19 protein-coding genes are annotated in these 16,347 nt (G+C 56.8%); 12 read left to right on the forward strand and 7 right to left on the reverse strand.

Features of this window, described 5'->3' with window-relative positions; genetic code table 11:
* Positions 1-6 precede the first annotated feature (6 nt).
* Positions 7-999, forward strand: a complete 993-nt coding sequence (locus E3E42_RS03760; RefSeq protein ID WP_167902784.1) for a metal ABC transporter solute-binding protein, Zn/Mn family — start codon at positions 7-9, stop codon at positions 997-999.
* Positions 1,000-1,051: 52 nt separating this feature from the next.
* On the opposite strand, the gene E3E42_RS03765 is transcribed toward E3E42_RS03760, so the two are convergent.
* Genes E3E42_RS03765 through E3E42_RS03780 form a run of 4 tightly spaced genes read right to left on the reverse strand, consistent with a single transcriptional unit; the run spans position 1,052 to position 5,786 of the window.
* Complete coding sequence (locus E3E42_RS03765) at positions 1,052-1,945, reverse strand: ABC transporter permease (protein WP_167902785.1); 894 nt, start codon at positions 1,943-1,945, stop codon at positions 1,052-1,054.
* The gene (locus tag E3E42_RS03770) at positions 1,945-2,994 is read right to left on the reverse strand and encodes an ABC transporter permease (RefSeq protein WP_167902786.1); all 1,050 of its coding nucleotides are present in this window, start codon (positions 2,992-2,994) and stop codon (positions 1,945-1,947) included. The genes E3E42_RS03765 and E3E42_RS03770 overlap by 1 nt, the downstream gene beginning before the upstream one ends.
* Positions 2,975-4,513, reverse strand: a complete 1,539-nt coding sequence (locus tag E3E42_RS03775; protein WP_167902787.1) for an ABC transporter ATP-binding protein — start codon at positions 4,511-4,513, stop codon at positions 2,975-2,977. Before E3E42_RS03775 ends, E3E42_RS03770 begins: the two co-directional genes overlap by 20 nt.
* A gap of 43 nt (positions 4,514-4,556) precedes the next feature.
* Positions 4,557-5,786 (reverse strand): BMP family protein, encoded by a 1,230-nt coding sequence (locus E3E42_RS03780; protein WP_167902788.1) that lies wholly within the window; start codon positions 5,784-5,786, stop codon positions 4,557-4,559.
* Between the two features lie 122 nt (positions 5,787-5,908).
* On the opposite strand from E3E42_RS03780, the gene E3E42_RS03785 reads away from it, so the two are divergent.
* Both E3E42_RS03785 and ftsY read left to right on the forward strand, forming a co-directional pair.
* Positions 5,909-6,358, forward strand: a complete 450-nt coding sequence (locus E3E42_RS03785) for a hypothetical protein (RefSeq protein ID WP_167903141.1) — start codon at positions 5,909-5,911, stop codon at positions 6,356-6,358.
* Between the two features lie 151 nt (positions 6,359-6,509).
* Positions 6,510-7,502 (forward strand): signal recognition particle-docking protein FtsY, encoded by a 993-nt coding sequence (gene ftsY / locus E3E42_RS03790; RefSeq protein WP_167903143.1) that lies wholly within the window; start codon positions 6,510-6,512, stop codon positions 7,500-7,502.
* Positions 7,503-7,508: 6 nt separating this feature from the next.
* On the opposite strand, the gene E3E42_RS03795 is transcribed toward ftsY, so the two are convergent.
* Entirely contained in the window at positions 7,509-7,979 is a 471-nt protein-coding gene (locus E3E42_RS03795) for a hypothetical protein (RefSeq protein ID WP_167902789.1), read from the reverse strand.
* A gap of 265 nt (positions 7,980-8,244) precedes the next feature.
* Positions 8,245-9,021, reverse strand: coding sequence for a 5'/3'-nucleotidase SurE (gene surE, locus E3E42_RS03800; protein WP_167902790.1), 777 nt, complete (start codon positions 9,019-9,021; stop codon positions 8,245-8,247).
* 60 nt (positions 9,022-9,081) lie between these two features.
* On the opposite strand from surE, the gene E3E42_RS03805 reads away from it, so the two are divergent.
* From E3E42_RS03805 to E3E42_RS03845, 9 genes are all read left to right on the forward strand, one after another.
* Complete coding sequence (locus tag E3E42_RS03805; protein ID WP_167902791.1) at positions 9,082-10,056, forward strand: archaeosine biosynthesis radical SAM protein RaSEA; 975 nt, start codon at positions 9,082-9,084, stop codon at positions 10,054-10,056.
* A gap of 150 nt (positions 10,057-10,206) precedes the next feature.
* A complete protein-coding gene (locus E3E42_RS03810; RefSeq protein WP_167903145.1) occupies positions 10,207-10,479 on the forward strand; it encodes a 2-oxoglutarate ferredoxin oxidoreductase subunit delta in 273 nt (90 codons plus the stop codon).
* A 3-nt stretch (positions 10,480-10,482) separates the two neighbouring features.
* Positions 10,483-11,673 carry a 2-oxoacid:acceptor oxidoreductase subunit alpha gene (locus tag E3E42_RS03815; RefSeq protein ID WP_167902792.1) on the forward strand — a complete coding sequence of 397 codons (1,191 nt, stop codon included), beginning with the start codon at positions 10,483-10,485 and terminating at the stop codon, positions 11,671-11,673.
* On the forward strand, positions 11,673-12,527 hold the full coding sequence (locus E3E42_RS03820) for a 2-oxoacid:ferredoxin oxidoreductase subunit beta (RefSeq protein WP_167902793.1): 855 nt from the start codon (positions 11,673-11,675) through the stop codon (positions 12,525-12,527). The genes E3E42_RS03815 and E3E42_RS03820 overlap by 1 nt, the downstream gene beginning before the upstream one ends.
* A gap of 5 nt (positions 12,528-12,532) precedes the next feature.
* Positions 12,533-13,045 carry a 2-oxoacid:ferredoxin oxidoreductase subunit gamma gene (locus E3E42_RS03825; protein ID WP_058939779.1) on the forward strand — a complete coding sequence of 171 codons (513 nt, stop codon included), beginning with the start codon at positions 12,533-12,535 and terminating at the stop codon, positions 13,043-13,045.
* Complete coding sequence (locus tag E3E42_RS03830) at positions 13,042-14,190, forward strand: 2-oxoacid:acceptor oxidoreductase subunit alpha (protein ID WP_167902794.1); 1,149 nt, start codon at positions 13,042-13,044, stop codon at positions 14,188-14,190. Before E3E42_RS03825 ends, E3E42_RS03830 begins: the two co-directional genes overlap by 4 nt.
* Positions 14,191-15,036: a 2-oxoacid:ferredoxin oxidoreductase subunit beta gene (locus tag E3E42_RS03835; protein WP_167902795.1), complete on the forward strand. Its 846-nt coding sequence runs from the start codon at positions 14,191-14,193 to the stop codon at positions 15,034-15,036.
* A complete protein-coding gene (locus tag E3E42_RS03840; protein ID WP_167902796.1) occupies positions 15,033-15,593 on the forward strand; it encodes a 2-oxoacid:ferredoxin oxidoreductase subunit gamma in 561 nt (186 codons plus the stop codon). The genes E3E42_RS03835 and E3E42_RS03840 overlap by 4 nt, the downstream gene beginning before the upstream one ends.
* A gap of 48 nt (positions 15,594-15,641) precedes the next feature.
* Positions 15,642-16,115, forward strand: a complete 474-nt coding sequence (locus E3E42_RS03845; protein ID WP_167902797.1) for a DUF192 domain-containing protein — start codon at positions 15,642-15,644, stop codon at positions 16,113-16,115.
* Here E3E42_RS03845 and E3E42_RS03850 read toward each other — a convergent pair.
* On the reverse strand, positions 16,112-16,303 hold the full coding sequence (locus E3E42_RS03850) for a nucleotidyltransferase domain-containing protein (protein WP_167903146.1): 192 nt from the start codon (positions 16,301-16,303) through the stop codon (positions 16,112-16,114). The two genes, E3E42_RS03845 and E3E42_RS03850, sit on opposite strands and share 4 nt — an antisense overlap.
* Positions 16,304-16,347 lie beyond the last annotated feature (44 nt).

The raw sequence follows: 16,347 nt of genomic DNA on the forward strand, positions 1-16,347 counted from the left end.
CCGAAAATGAGGGCGAGAGGATTGATTATCACACTCATCTTACTAACCGCGGCGGCCGGGCTCATCCCGTTCGCCGGAGCCTCGTCAGGAAACCCCCTCATAGTTACCAGCATAGCCCCGATTGCCTCAATAGTTCAGGACGCCTTCGGGGACTCCGTCGAGGTCGTCTACCTCATTCCTCCCGGGGCGGATCCGCACGAGTACCAGCTGACCGCGGGCCAGATAGAGCTCCTGAGGAAAGCCGACGTGATAGCAACCACCGGCGGCCACCTGCCCGTGGAGAAGAAGATAGCCGAGCTGAAGGAGGAGGGAACAATAACTGGGGAGGCGCTTTTCCTCGACGACTACAGGCGCGAGGGCTTCCGCTATCTCCCCGAGTACTGGTACAACGATAAGGACAACCCCCACGGCGTCTGGCTGGACCCGACCAACGCTCTGGCCATAGTACGGGCGGCCGAGAAGGCTCTCGAGAAGGCTAACCCCTCCGGAGCCGAACTTTACAGGGCAAGGTACCGGGACTTCGAGAGCAGGGTTAGGGCGATAGTGGAAGCCTACGGGGCACTGGTTAAGGACAACGGAACCGCCGTGATCCAGATGCCCCCCGACCAGTACGCCATCGAGTGGCTCGGGATAAGGGCAACCGCCGCCATAAAGCCCGAGGAGGAGGTTCCGGCGGTAGGTGTGGACGACCTCATCCCCGATGCCAGGCGGGCTGACCTCATAGTCTACGCCAGGGACAGCCCGGACCAGATGAAGGACGCGGCGAGGGAGCTGGCGGCAAAGAGCGGAAAGCCGCTGGCGGAGATAACGGTCTTCTGGAGCGACAGGCCCTACACAGAGGTGCTGATGGAAAACAGTGCGGCAATTCTTAAGGCGCTGGGGGGAGAAAAGCCCGAAACCGGGCCGACCCAAAGAAAGGACGTCGGACGGTACGTTCTGGTCTCCCTCGTGGTGGGACTCGTCCTTGGGACGGCCTTAGGAGTGGCTCTGAAGAAGTGACTTCATTTTTGTTTTCCCCAGCTGGAAAAATGAACAGCAAAAAATGAAAGAATCACTCGCGCTTGTAGGGCCTTCCGTCCCACTTCGGCGGCCTTGCCTTTCCAATGATGCCCGCCACGATGATGAGGGTCATTATATAGGGCAGCATCAGGATGAACTGCCCTGGGATTATGTGCTTCGGTGCGAGCCATGCGGCAAGGGCGTCGAAGAATCCGAAAAGCCATCCGCCTATGAGCGATACCAGAGGGTTCCAGCCACTGAAGACCATGTTGGCGAGGGCTATGAAACCCCTTCCTCCGGACATGGTCTTGTGTACGAGGCCGAGCCAGTCAACGCTCATGAAGGCGCCGCCGAGGCCGGCCAGGGCGTGCCCATAGACCGTTGACCAGAACCTGTACTTCTCGACGTTTATACCCAGGGCATCGGCCGCCTCCGGATTCTCTCCAACGGAGCGCACGCGGAGTCCGAGCGGGGTCTTGAAGAGCACCCACCAGGTGACCAGCGCGATGAGGATGGTCACTAGAACCATCGGACTGAGCTCACCGTAGGGTGTCTTCCAGTGCCACATCTGGGCGTCGTGCGGAAGCTGGTGCTGGCCGGCGGTTCCCCAGTATGCGAGGATACCGAAGGGAACGACACCCATGGCGAGCAGGTTGATGCCTATACCGGGGATAACGTGGTCTCCCTTGAGATAGACTGTGAGGACACCGTGGAGCATTCCCAGGAGCACTCCCACGAAGATTCCTCCAACCAGGCCGACGACGGCGTTACTGGCGAGTTCGGCAAATATCGCGCCGAAGAAGGCGCTCATCAGGAGGACACCCTCGTAGCCGATGCTGACCACACCTGCGCGCTCGCTCCACGCGGCGCCAACGCTTGTGAGCACTATGGGCACCATGGCCATTAGGGATGTTATCAGGATGGAGAGCACGGATCCAACGTCCATCAGGCAGCCCCCCTGTGGATTGCTTTCTTAACCAGGTCGTACAGGCTCGGGATGGCGACGGTTATGACGATGATTCCCTGGATGACCTTGATGATCTCCAGCGGGACGTGGGCCTGAGCCTGCATCAGGGCGGTTCCAGCGCGGAGCATTCCAAAGAATATTGCCGCCAGGATTATTCCCAGAGGGTGATTCCTTCCGACAAGGGCAACGCCTATTCCATCGAAACCGAAGCCGTAGATGTTCGCACCGCCCTGGCTGATGGCATAGCCAGGTCCCTCCCCCATAATTTTCATGGCACCGCCGAGGCCGCTGAGGAGACCGCCGATGAGGAAAGACCACATGACCGCCATCTTTGGATTCATCCCCGCGTAGCGTGCGGCTTTCTGGTTTATTCCGCTGGCGCGCATGCCGAAGCCCATCGTGGTGTGCCAGAGCAGGAAGTAGGTGAGCACCGCGGCAATGACCGCGATGACTATCGCTATCGAAAGTCCGTAGCCGATGATGGGAAGCCTTGCATCAACAGGTATCCTGATGGTCTTGTTGGGGTCGTTGGGGTTGGCGTAGGGGCCGACTATGAGCCAGAGAACGAAGAACCAGCCTATCCAGTTGAGCATGATCGTGGATATAACCTCGTGAACTCCGCGGTAGACCTTGAGCACCGCCGCAGGAAGGGCCCAGAGGGCGCCGAGGAGCATGCCCATGGCAAGGCCGAACCACATGTTGTCCCATATGTTGGTGAATATCACCGCGGCTATGGCTCCGAAGTAGAAAGAGCTCTCAGCACCAATGTTGAAGATTCCTGTCCTTGTGCCGATTGCGAACGTGAGCGCCGTGAGCATTATCGGGGTCGCGTACTTGAGGGTGGACGCTATTCCGTACGTGGATCCAAGGGCGCCCTGGAAGAGCCAGTAGTACGCGGACCACGGGTTGTAGCCGAAGGCCAGGAGGACTATCGCACCGATGACGAAACCCACGAGTATGGCTATGAGGCTCTCAACGAAGGGACGGAGGTTTATTGACTTCAGGGACTCACTTCCGGATTTCTTCATAGCGGATACCTCCCATCATCATTCCTATCTCTTCTGTGTTCACTTCCTCGGGCTTCACAACGCCCATGAACTCGCCTTCATAGATGATTCCCATCCTGTCGCTGAGCTGAAGAACCTCGTCCAGATCGGCCGAGACCAAAAGGACGGCCTTGCCCTCGTTTCTGAGCTTGATGAGGTAGTTCCTTATGTACTCCGTCGAGGCGACATCGACACCGCGCGTCGGCTGGGCCGCGATGATGAATATGGGCTCCTTGCTAACTTCCCTCGCGACTATGAGCTTCTGCTGGTTTCCGCCGCTGAGGGACTTAACGGGTGCCTCAGTACCCGGGGCGGAGATGTCGAACTGCTCTATGAGCGACCTGGCGTGCTCTCTGGCCTTGCTCCAGTTTATAACACCCTTGAAGCGCTGGAACTTGGGGTGCCAGTGGAGGCCGAGGACAGAGTTTTCGGTCACCGTCATGTCCAGAATGAGACCCATGTGAGTCCTGTCCTCAGGTACGTGGGCCATTCCGAGGTCGTAGAGCTCCCTTGGCCCCTTGCCCGTGATGTCCCGGCCCTGAAGGTATATTCTGCCTCCCACCACTTTCCGGAGGCCTGAAATTGCCTCAATCAGCTCGGTCTGACCGTTGCCCTCGACACCTGCTATTCCAAATATCTCGCCGGCGCGGACATCGAACGAGAGGCCGTTGACCGCAATCTCGCCACGGTCACCCATCACCTTGAGGTTCTCGACGCGGAGAATCGGCTCACCGGGCTCCTTTGGCGGCTTCTCTATCTTCAGAACAACGTCCCTGCCAACCATCATCTTGGCAAGGAGCTGGGGGGTTGCCTCGCTCGTGTTGACCGTTCCGATAACCTCGCCCTTCCTGATGACGGTGACACGGTCGGTGAGGTCCATGACCTCGTTGAGCTTGTGGCTGATGAAGATGATGGTCTTGCCCTCCGCCCTGAGCTGTCTCAGAACGCGGAAGAGCTCCTCAACCTCTATGGGAGTGAGAACCGCCGTGGGCTCATCGAGGATGAGGACATCAACGTCGCGGTAGAGCATCTTGAGGATCTCTATTCTCTGCTGAACACCAACGGGGAGGTCCTCAACAGGGATTTCGAGGGGCACCTGAAAGTTTAGGTCGTCCATGAGCTTCTGGAGCCTTTCCCTTGCCCTGTCCACGTCTATCTTAGAAAACGCACCATGTCCCTCCATTCCAAGTATTATGTTGTGGAGGGCGTCGAAGACTTCAACGAGCGTGAAGTGCTGGTGAACCATACCGATGCCGTGGGCGATGGCATCGGAGGGGCTCTTAAAGCGAACCTCTTCGCCCCCGATGAGAATTTTACCTGATGTAGGATGGAGCATCCCGAAGAGGATCTTCATGAGGGTGGTCTTTCCAGCACCGTTCTCACCGAGGAGACCCAAAATCTCGCCTTTATTAACCGTAAGATCAACACCTTTGAGGGCCTTCGTGCCGTCAGGATACACCTTGACGATTCCCTTCATCTCGATTATTGGTGTTCTCTCCATTGCCGCACCCCCTTTGAAATGTAGAGAAAAGAAAATTAAAGGATTACTTGGCCAGTTCCATCATTTCCTGCCAGGTCTTGGCGTTCCTAACTTCCACGATTCCGTCCTTGTCCATCGGGGCAGGAACTCTGATCACACCGGTGGTTATCTTGCCCTGGAGCTCCTTGACGGCGTCCCAGATCCAGTCCGGAACCTGCTTCCTGGTGTCCTCCAGGTACTGCTTCAGCTCGTCCCTGCTGTTGAAGCCGAGGTCCTTGAGCTTCTGCTTCTGGGTGTCCTCCGGGAGGGAGTCGAACATGGCCATAACATCGTCAACGGTGCTGAGGCCAACACCGCCCTCCTTAAGGCCAAGCTCAACTATTCCTCCCTTGAAGTTGCCCTCAACGGCATCCTTGACCGCGGTGTAAACACCGACGTCAACGCGCTTCATCATGCTGGCGATTATGACGCCCGGCTTAATCCAGTCCTGGGCCGAGTCAACACCGATGGCGAACGGCGGGCCCATCTTCTTTCCCTGAGAGTCAAGGACCTCTCCAACCGCGTCAAAGACGCCGAGTCCGGTTCCGCCGGCGACCTGGTAGATGACCCAGGCACCCTGCGCGAGCTGGGCCCTGGCTGCGGCCTTACCCTTGGCGGCGTCGCCGAAGCTTCCGGTGTACTGGTAGAGGACGTCTATGGTAACGTCCTTACCCTCTTTCTGTTTGTAGTAGTCCTCGGCCCACTTAACACCGAAGCGGTAACCAGCCTCGAACTTGTAGAGAACTGGTATCTCCATACCGAGAACGATTCCAACCTTGTCCTTGCCGTCGTTGGCCGCTATGAGGCCAGCGAGCGCACCGGCAAGGGCCGAACCCTCGTTCTCCTTGAAGAGGATGCTCATGACGTTGTCCTTGTCGGGAATGTAACCATCGATAATGGCGAACTTCTGGTCGGGGTACTCGTCCGCGACCTGCTTAACGGCGTCGGTCATCATGAAGCCGACGGCTATGATAACGAGGTACTTCTTCTGGGCGGCGAGGGTCTCGAGGTTTTTAACGTAGTCGTCCTCGCTGTTGCTCTGAAGCTCAACGAGGTCGAGGTTGAAGTCCTTCGCCGCCTTGCTGGCACCGAGGTACGCCATGTCGTTGAAGCTCAGGTCACCCCTTCCACCGACATCATAGACTATGGCAATGGCGCCTTTAGTGGATTCTTCTCCACCGGGGGATATGCAGCCACTGGCCACGACGCTCAAAGCCAGAAGACCAATTAAAAACAGACTCAACCACCTTTTCATGCTAACACCCCACGAGTTTTCAGAGGTATAACTCCGGACGGAATATATAGTTTGCGGTTACGTAAAAACCGAAAATTTGAGAAAGAATTTTAACCATTCCGTGAAAGTTTTTTGTGATGACCATGCTGAAGAAAATAGCCGAACTGAACTCGGGAGCCATTTTAATAACAGGAGACGGGAAGAGGCTTGCGAAAATATACATCAATGCCTGGAGCAAGGACGGCAGGCGCGTGCTTGCTGAATACATTCCATTCCAGGTGAACGGTGACGTCTACATCGGCCCACCGTTTGAGAGTGACGACTTCGATGTGTACCTGATAATCAACCCCCTCTCGCGCTCGAAGGCTGAGAGGCAAAGGCTCCAGAAGTGGCTGGGGGAGCACAGAGACAAACTCATCCTGCTGTACGAACATAAGTACGTGAAGGATTCGATAACGCGCTACAGAATCAAGGACTTCATTGACTATCTAATCGCATACAAGAGGGAAACCGTCGGGTTCGAAAGGGTCGATGTGATGCGTCTGGAGGACGGGCGAATAGTCGAGAGCAAAACCTACGTCAGGAGGTACTGAACGGGCACGTGCGGTTTATAAACCCTCGGGAGGAGACACTCCCGCCCGATGACGAGTGGCTTCGGGTCTGAGGTATGATGACACCAGCTATCGCCGAGGGCGTTCATAATTATTATATATGGAAAAGCCGCCCGCTAATCAGGTGGTGACGATGTTCGGGAAGCTCAGGGAGAAGCTTAAGAAGTTCACAAAAACAGTTGAGGGGAAAATAGAGGAAGAAGAGAAGACCGTTGAAAAATCGGTGCCTCAAAAGGGTGAGGAGAAGAAAGGGTTCATAGAGCGACTTCTCCAGGTCGAGATAAAGGAGAAGGACATAGAGGAGGCCCTCGACGAGCTTGAGCTCGAACTGCTTGAGGCAGATGTTGCCCTCGAAACTGTAGAGGCCCTTAGGGAAAAGATAAAGGAGAAGCTCGTCGGGAAAAAGATAAGGGTCGGAACGAACAAGGCGAAGATCATCGAAGAGGCCCTCCGCGATGCCATACTCGAAATCCTGACCCCTGAGAGGAGGATTGACCTCCTGGAGATGATACGCTCCAGGGAGGAGAAGCCCTTCGTCATAGCCTTCGTGGGCTTCAACGGGAGCGGAAAAACCACGACCATAGCCAAGCTCGCCCACTGGCTCAAGAAGAACGGGCTGAGCGTCGTCATAGCCGCCAGCGACACCTTCAGAGCAGGGGCAATAGAGCAGGTAGAAGAGCACGCGAAGCGCGTTGGGGTGAAGGTCATAAAGCACTCCTACGGCGCCGACCCGGCGGCGGTGGCCTACGATGCAATCCAGCACGCGAAGGCCAGGGGGCTTGATGTCGTCATCATAGACACCGCCGGAAGGAACGAGCTGAACAGAAACCTCATGGACGAGATGAAGAAGATAGCACGCGTAACCAAGCCCGACCTGGTGATATTCGTCGGCGACAGCCTGAGCGGAAACGCCGTCGTCGAGCAGGCGAAGCAGTTCAACGAAGCTGTTAAGATAGACGGAGTAATTCTTACCAAGCTCGACGCCGACGCGAGGGGAGGTGCGGCGCTGAGCATAAGTCACGCCATAGGAGCGCCGATACTCTTCGTCGGCGTCGGCCAGGGCTACGACGACTTAAAGCCCTTCGACGAGAAGTGGTTCGTGGAGAGGATTTTTGGAGAGGGGTGAAACGTTTCATACCGAGACGGATGTTCCACCCCACACCATAATGCAGAGGATAAACGAGACTACGAGTGACGTGGCTATCCATATCAGCCTTTCCACTCTTCTTATCGGGCCGTCCAGTCTTATACCTGGGAGGCTGTACAGGACCACCGAGCCTGTTGCAGGTACGAAAAAGGAAATCCATGACCTTTCGAAGATGTCCAAGAGAAGAATCGTTATTAAAACGACGGCAAGGGAAGGAACTCCAAATGATACGAGTTTGTCCCATTTCTTCCAGAGGCCGAGGATGATTGCGATTAGGAACGGTGCTGTTGCGAGAAGGACGAAAGTTGCTGACGGTCCAAAGTGAAAGTCGCAGATTGGATATGGGTGTATTTGAAGGCAGGATGCTTTAACATAATACCTCGAAGGGAGTGAAACCATGAGCAGGAACTCCCACGCAGGAAAGATGAAAAGATAGAGGAGCGAGCGAAGTCTCATGAATTCACCTCCTCTTAGGAATTACCTTCACAAGGTGAGTCCCGGAGCCCCAGTTGCCCCATGCGAGATAGTGTTCGCGCATGTTCCGTCCATCATGAACCACCACGTAGATGGTATCCGCTTCTTCGGGGGAATCACTGTTTGGATATATTCTCCAAAACACTTAATAAATCTTGTGTGGACAGAAGTTAATACGCCGGCACGTTACTCCTCCCTAAACTGAACTTAATGGATACAACTGTATGCTAAGAGACGCAAAGATGTGTCAAAGGGCCAAAAGCTCGTATAAGTCCTCGAAGTCCGTTTTGGCAGTCATGTCGATGTTCACCGGCGTGACGCTGACCTTTCTTTCAACCTTCAGTGCGTAGGCATCGGTTCCCGGCTCGAACTCCTGAACGAGCCTCCCCACGATCCAGTAGTAGGGGTTGCCCTTGGGGTCTATCCGCTCCTCTATCGTCGGAGAATAGCGCTTCCTTGCGAGGCGCGTTATCGCTATGCCTGTTCCCTCACTGGCGTCGCTCGGGACGTTCACGTTGAGCATGTCCACTCCTTCAGGCAGGCCCTTCTCAAGGACTGCCGCCGCTATCCTCCTCAGGAAGTGTGCTGAAACCGAGAAGTCAATACCCTCCCCCTCGCCGAGGGTCTTCTTCCACTCGACCTCAAGGCTTATAGCTACACTTGGAATCCCGTGGGTAGAAGCCTCTATCGCCGCCGAGGCCGTTCCAGAGACGGTTATCTCCGTGCTCAAGTTCTCGCCGAGGTTTATTCCGCTAACTGCCAGGTCAAAGTCGCCGAAGCGGGCTATGGCGAAAATCACGCAGTCGGTCGGCGTTCCGTCTATGCCATACGCTATCTTCGCGCCGGGGACGTTCACGCGTTTGGCCCTTATCGGCCTGTGGAGGGTCATCGCCCGACCGCTCGCGCTCCTCTGGAAGAGCGGGGCAACGACGTAGACCTCGCCGAGCTCGCTCAGGGCCTTCACAGCCGCGCGCAGGCCGTTGGAGTAGATGCCGTCGTCGTTGGTGAGGAGTATCCTTGGCATGGTTCCGGTTAAGCCCTCACCTTTAAAAACCCTATTCACCACCCGCCCCTAGGTGAGAGCATGACGTACTGGACGAGCGAGGACAACGTCGCTGGAAAGCCGGGAACGGCGCTCTTCATAATCCTCCCAACGATAGGCTGCTACCGCTTCAGGATCAACCAGGCCTGCTACATGTGCGCATATCCAACGGCAGCGCCCAAGGTAAAGTGGAGTCAAGATGCCATAGTGGACTACGTTATGGAGGCGCTCAAGAGAATTGAGGGCAAAAAGGGTCCCTTCGCGGTGAGGATGTTCACCTCGGGTTCATTCCTCGACAACGGCGAGCTTAAGCCCGAAACGAGGAGGAAGATCTTCGAGATTCTGGCGGAACGCGATGAGGTCAGGGAGATAGTTATCGAGAGCAGGAGCGAGCTGGTTCGCTACGATGCCGTCAAGGAGCTGGCCGAGATAGTTCCCGACAAGCACTTTGAGGTCGCTATCGGCCTCGAAACGGCCAACGACGATGTCGCAGACGTTTCCATCAACAAGGGAAACACCTTCGAGGACTTTGTCAGGGCGGCAGAGACGACCCACGAAGCTGGAGCAAAGGTCAAGACCTACCTCCTGCTGAAGCCTATTTTCCTGAGCGAACGCGACGGCATAGAGGACGCCAAGGGGAGCATAATCAAAGCTGAGCCCTACACTGACACCTTCTCGATAAACATCACCGATATCCAGAAGGGAACGCTGTACGAGAGGCTCTGGGAAAAGAGGGAGTACCGCCCGCCCTGGCTCTGGAGCGCCGTTGAGGTTCTAATCTGGGCGAAGAAGCGCTTCCCGGACAAGAGGATCCTGAGCGACCCGGTTGGGGCTGGCTCAAAGCGTGGACCTCACAACTGCCTCACGGACTACGACCGGGCCATAGGAAGGGCGATAAAGAAGTTCTCCGCGACTCAGGACATCAGCTACATTGAGAACCTCAAGCCAGAGTGCCGCGAGAGATGGGAGTACATAGTCGAAAACGGTCTCCTCGACTGGCAGCTGGTGACGTGGTGAAGTTATTTCGTTTTTGAAAGAATCTTCATGCTCTCTTTTCGCTCCCCTTATAACGCCTCTCGTGATTCTTTGATGTCCACTTGTGAGCACCCACGAAAGCTTTAAATGTTGACAAACGTAAAAGGGCTTAGCAAATCGCGGGTGATGCTTATGGCAGATGTCGAAGGGAAAACCGTTGTCGTGAAGGAGAACTACCTCGTTACCGGCAAGGCGGAAGGTGTTGTTGAAATCGACGTCGACACTTTTCTCTGCAAGGGCTGCGGTGTTTGCGTTGAAATGTGCCCGAGAAAAGTGTTTGAGTGGAGCAAGGAGCTCAGCGAAAAGGGCGTTCACTACCCGGTTCCCGTTCACGCCGAGAAGTGCGTCAAGTGCAAGCTCTGCGAGCTCCTCTGCCCGGACTTTGCCATCGCGGTTAGGTGGTGACTCATGATAATCAGAGGAAACGAGCCGGATCAGATTCGGCTCATAAAAAGGCTTTACAAACCGGGCAACTACTTCATGCAGGGCAACGAGGCGGTAGCTTATGGCGCCCTCTTCGCAGGATGCCGCTTCTACGCGGGTTATCCGATAACCCCGTCGAGCGAAATCGCCGAAACCATGGCTCGCGAACTGCCCAAGCTCGGCGGCTACTACCTCCAGATGGAGGATGAGATCGGGAGCATAGCCGCGATGGTCGGCGCCTCCTGGACAGGATTCAAGGTCATGACTGCCACAGCTGGACCGGGATTCAGCCTCATGCAGGAAAACCTCGGCTATGCCGTGATGACCGAGACCCCGCTCGTTCTGGTCGACGTCCAGAGGAGCGGCCCCTCAACTGGACAGGCCACGAAGGGAGCTCAGGGCGACTTCTTCCAGGCGAGGTGGGGAACCCACGGTGATCACCCGATAGTTGCCGTCTCTCCAACGAGCGGGCAGGACGCATTCTGGGAGACGATAAGAGCATTTAACATCGCCGAAAAGCTGAGAACCCCCGTTGTGGTGCTCTTCGATGGAGTCCTCGCCCACACGAGGGAGCAGATAAAGATTCCGGACGTTTCGGAGGTCGAGATAACCTACCGCAAGCTTCCGGAGAACGAGGAAGAGGCAAAGCTTCCCTTCGGCGACCCCCACGGGGACGGCGTTCCACCGATGCCCCTCTTCGGCCACGGCTACTTCACCCACGTCACCGGCTCAACCCACAAGGAGAACGGGCTGAGGGACGTCTACACCCCCGAGGTCCACGACAGGCTCGTGAGGAGAATCCACCGGAAGATAGAGAAGAACCGCGAAGTTTACGAGAAGTACGAGGAGCACTTCACGGACGACGCCGAGATACTCGTCGTCAGCTGGGGTGTGACGGCTAGGCCCGCCCTTGGAGCGGTTCTCAGGGCTAGGGAGGAAGGAATAAAGGCCGGCCTCTTCGTGCCGAAGACCGTCCACCCGTTCCCGGGTGAGAGAATGCGCGAGCTGGCAAAGAAATCCAGAGCGATACTCGTCGCCGAGATGAACCTCGGTCAGATGATAATCGAGGTCGAGCGCTACGTTAACGACGACGTCCTCCTCAAGGGCGTGAACAAAATCGGCGGAGTGCCTCTGACCGTTGAGGAGATCCTCCGCGAGATAAGGGGTGTTGCCTGATGGCGAAGAAGATATACTCCACCTATCCGATGGTTAAGTACCTCCGCAAGGAGGCCCTTCCCACCGCTCTCTGTCCCGGCTGCGGCGGTGGAACGGTCCTCAACGCCTTCGCGAACGCGATCGACGGTCTCAAGATTGACCCCAAGGACCTCGTCGTCGTCAGCGGTATAGGCTGCTCCGCCTGGATAGCCTCGCCGTACTTCCTCGCCGACACCCTCCACACGACCCACGGGAGGGCGATAGCCTTCGCGACCGGCGTCAAGGTCGGTTTGCCGGACAAGAAAGTCGTCGTCATAAGCGGTGACGGTGATTTGGCGAGCATAGGCGGCAACCACCTGCTCCACGCCGCGAGGAGGAACATAGACATAACGGTCATCCTCGTGAACAACTTCATCTACGGAATGACCGGGGGCCAGGTCGCCCCGACGACGCCGTTCGGCGCTAAAACGACCACCAGCCCGTACAGGAACATAGAGCACCCGCTTCAGATTTCCGAGACTGTCGCTGCCGCCGGAGCGAGCTACGTTGCCAGGTGGACCACCGCCCACGTCTACCAGCTCATCGAGAGCATAAAGAAAGCCCTCCAGGTTAAGGGCTTCTCGCTCGTTGAGGTCATCTCCCAGTGCCCCGTCCAGTACGGGAGGAGGAACAGGATGAAGGAGCCGGCCGAGATGCTCAGGTGGTTCCTCAAGAACTCGGTTCCGGTCAGCAGGGCGAGAAACATGAGCCCGGAGGAGCTTGAGGGCAAGTTCGTCATAGGAGAGATAGTCAACAGGGAGAGGCCGGAGTTCACCACGGAGCTTAACAAGCTCATAGACGAGGTTCAGGAGCATTTCGGCCTTAAGGAGGAGTGAGAGCTATGCAGGTTAGGTTTGCAGGCATAGGAGGCCAGGGTGTTGTTCTGGCCGGCGTCATACTCGGCGAGGCCGCCGCCATAGAGGGGCTGAACGTCGTCCAGACCCAGGATTACAGCTCCGCGAGCAGGGGCGGCCACTCCATAGCGGACGTGATAATATCTAAGGAGCCGATTTACGACGTCATAGTCACCGAGGCGGACGTTCTCGTCGCACTCGCCCAGCTCGGCTACGACACCGTAAAGGACGAGCTGAGGAAGGACGGGCTGCTGATTATAGACACAGACCTGGTTAAGCCCGATAGGGACTACATCGGTGCCCCGTTCACGCGCCTGGCGGAGGAGAGCACCGGTCTGGCACTTACCGTCAACATGGTCGCCCTCGGCTACCTTGTGGCGAAAACCGGCGTTGTGAAGAAGGAAAACGTCGAGGAGGCCATAAGGAGGAGGGTTCCCAAGGGAACCGAGGATATAAACATCAAAGCCTTCAGGGTCGGTTACGAGGAGGGATGTGGATGAGATATCCGTTTCCGGTTGGCAGAAGCGACTTCATTCAGGGTGATGAGGCGATAGCAAGGGCAGCAATCCTCGCAGGATGCCGCTTCTACGCGGGCTATCCAATCACGCCGGCCAGTGAGATATTCGAGGCCATGGCCCTCTACATGCCTCTGGTGGATGGCGTGAGCATACAGATGGAGGATGAGCTCGCCAGCATGGCGGCGATAATAGGCGCCTCTTGGGCAGGGGCGAAGGCGATGACCGCCACGAGTGGCCCGGGATTCAGTCTCATGCAGGAGAACCTCGGCTACGCGATAATGACGGAAACTCCGGTTGTTGTTGTGGACGTCCAGCGCGGCGGTCCATCAACGGGCCAGCCGACCCTCGCGGCCCAGGGCGACATAATGCAGGCCATCTGGGGAACGCACGGTGACCATTCACTGATAGTCCTCAGTCCCTCAACCGTCCAGGAGGCCTTTGACTTCACCATAAGGGCCTTCAACCTGGCGGAGAAGTACAGGACGCCGGTGGTTCTTCTCACCGACGCGGAGATAGCCCACATGCGTGAGCGCGTTTACATTCCCCAGCCGGGGGAGGTCGAGATAATCGACCGCAAGCTTCCGGCCAGCGAGGAGGAGGCGAAGTTCCCGTTCGGCGACATCCACGGCGACGGCGTGCCGCCGATGCCGATATTCGGCAGGGGGTACAGAACCTACGTCACTGGCCTCACCCACGACGAGCGCGGAAGGCCCAAGACGGTGGACGCGGAGGTTCACGAGAAGCTCATACGGAGAATAATCGAAAAGCTGGAGCACAACAGGGAGGACATCATCTCCTACGATGCCTTCGAGCTCGATGACGCCGAGGTAGCGATAATAAGCACGGGCATAGTCTCCCGCTCGGCGGTAAGAGCCGTTAAGATACTCCGCGAGAGGGGCGTTAAGGCCGGCCTTCTCAAGCTCAACACGATATGGCCTTTCGACTTCGACATGATTGAGGAGCTTGCCGAGCGCGTGAGGAAGATATACGTCCCGGAGATGAACCTCGGACAGCTATACCACCTCGTCAAAGAGGGCGCCAACGGAAAAGCGGAGGTCGAACTGATAGCGAAGATAGGCGGCGAGGTTCACACTCCGATGGAGATAGTCGAGAGGGTGGTGGGCTGAATGTACCTGAAGTCCGCTTACGAGATTCGCGATAAGTACCTGAGAAAGGACATGCTGCCGACGATATTCTGTCCGGGCTGTGGGATAGGCTCGGCCCTACAGTACACGCTTCGCGCGATAGACGACCTCGGCCTCAACCCGGACGAGATAGTCTGGGTCAGCGGAATAGGCTGTTCCTCCCGCGTGCCTGGATTCGTCAACTTCGACGGCCTCCACACGACCCACGGGAGGGCTCTGGCCTTCGCCACCGGCATAAAGCTTGCCAATCCTGACCTCAAGATAATCGCCTTCATGGGTGACGGCGATGCCGCAGCCATCGGTGGAAACCACTTCATTCACGCCATCAGAAGGAACCTCGACGTCACTGTGATACTCATCAACAACTTCACCTATGGAATGACCGGCGGACAGGTCGCACCGACGGCCCTTAAGGGCCTGCGCGGAACGACCGCTCCCTACGGCCAGTTCGAGAACCCCTTCGACATAGCCGACCTCGCTGTCTCCGCCGGAGCCAACTACGTGGCAAGGTGGAGCGTCTTCAACTACCTCCAGGGAATCAACAGCATAAAGAAGGCCCTTCAGAAGGAGGGCTTTACTCTGGTCGAGTTCCTCTCTCCGTGCCCGATAAGCTTCGGAAGGAGGAACAGAATGAAGACCGCTCCGGAACTGCTCCGCTGGTACCAGAAGATAACCGTCCCGCTGGCGAAGGCGAAGAAGATGTCGCCAGAGGAGCTTGAGGGTAAGATAGTCATAGGAGAATTCGCCGACAGGGACAGACCGGGGCTCGTGAGGGAGTACGAGGCGTACAAGAGGCGCGCCAAGAAGATGATGGGGTGGGAAGAATGAGGAAGGAGATACTCTTCAGCGGCTTCGGCGGTCAGGGAGTTATCCTGGCGAGCGTTATCCTCGGAAGGGCCGCGGCCGTCTACGAGAACCTCTACGCGGTGCAGACCCAGGCTTACGGCCCTGAGTCCAGGGGTGGAGCGAGCAAGGCGGAGGTCGTCATAAGCGACGAGCCCATAGACTACCCCAAGACCCTCAAGCCGGACTGTGCGGTTTTCTTCTCCCAGGAGGCCTACAACAAGTACCTCCACACGGTAAAGGAGGGCGCGAGAATCATTGTTGAGGAGGAGCTCGTCCCACACCGCAACCTGGAGTTCGAGAAGAAGCTCAACGTCATAGCGCTTCCGCTCACCAAAATAGCCGAGGAAACCACCGGCCTGAGCCTCACGATGAACATCCTCACCCTGGGAATCCTGACGGCCTGGACCGGTGTCGTGAGCAGGGAGGCTATAGAAAAGGCCGTTCTGGATGCGGTCCCCAAGGGCACCGAGGAGATAAACCTCAGGGCACTTCACAAGGGCTTCGAGCTTGGGGAGAAGGCAGGGGCTGGAGACCCCTGACCCCTTTCTTTCCCAAAAACTTATCAACCCGCGCCCCCATTTCTTACCATGCTCATCAACGAGACCAAAGAGCGGACGTGGCACGGGCCCGTAAAGCTTGCCGACAGCTTTTTCAAGCGCTTTAGGGGGCTGATGCTGGTAAGGCACGTCAACCACGCCCTCGTCTTCGTCCTCCCTACCGAGACCAGGGCCAATGCCTCAATACACATGTTCTTCATGCTGAGCGATATAGACGTGATCTGGCTCGATTCGACGAGGCGCGTTGTCGATTTCAAAACCGCCAGGAAGTGGCGCCTCTACACCCCCAGAAAGCCGGCCAAATACATAATCGAGGGGCCCGTTGGAATTATAAAAACGCTCGACGTCGAGGAAGGCGACCTCATAAGCTGGAGCCCGAGCGAGGAGAAGGAGCGTACCGTCCCGGTGAAGGTGTCCCTTCCAGATGGCTTCTCCTTTGACAAGGGTACCAACGGGATGGCCTTCACGGAGAGTGTGCGGGAAGTGAAGGCAAGAGAGCATTAAACGTACACAACCTCCCGCATCACGTGCCTGACTATCCTGGGTTTCAATGCGGACTTGAGGACGAGGTCAACCCTGACACCGAGGAGTTCCTCAGGGTACTCCTCAAGCTCTATGAACCTGAGGAAGGATGGGACCTCACAGAAGTCGACCAGAATGTCGATGTCGCTCGTTTCTTTATCTAATCTCAGCCCTCAAAGCGGTCTGTTCCCTACGCAGGTTCTCTGTGCTCAGA

The organism is Thermococcus sp. JdF3, from assembly GCF_012027495.1.
In the GTDB taxonomy this organism is placed as follows: domain Archaea; phylum Methanobacteriota_B; class Thermococci; order Thermococcales; family Thermococcaceae; genus Thermococcus.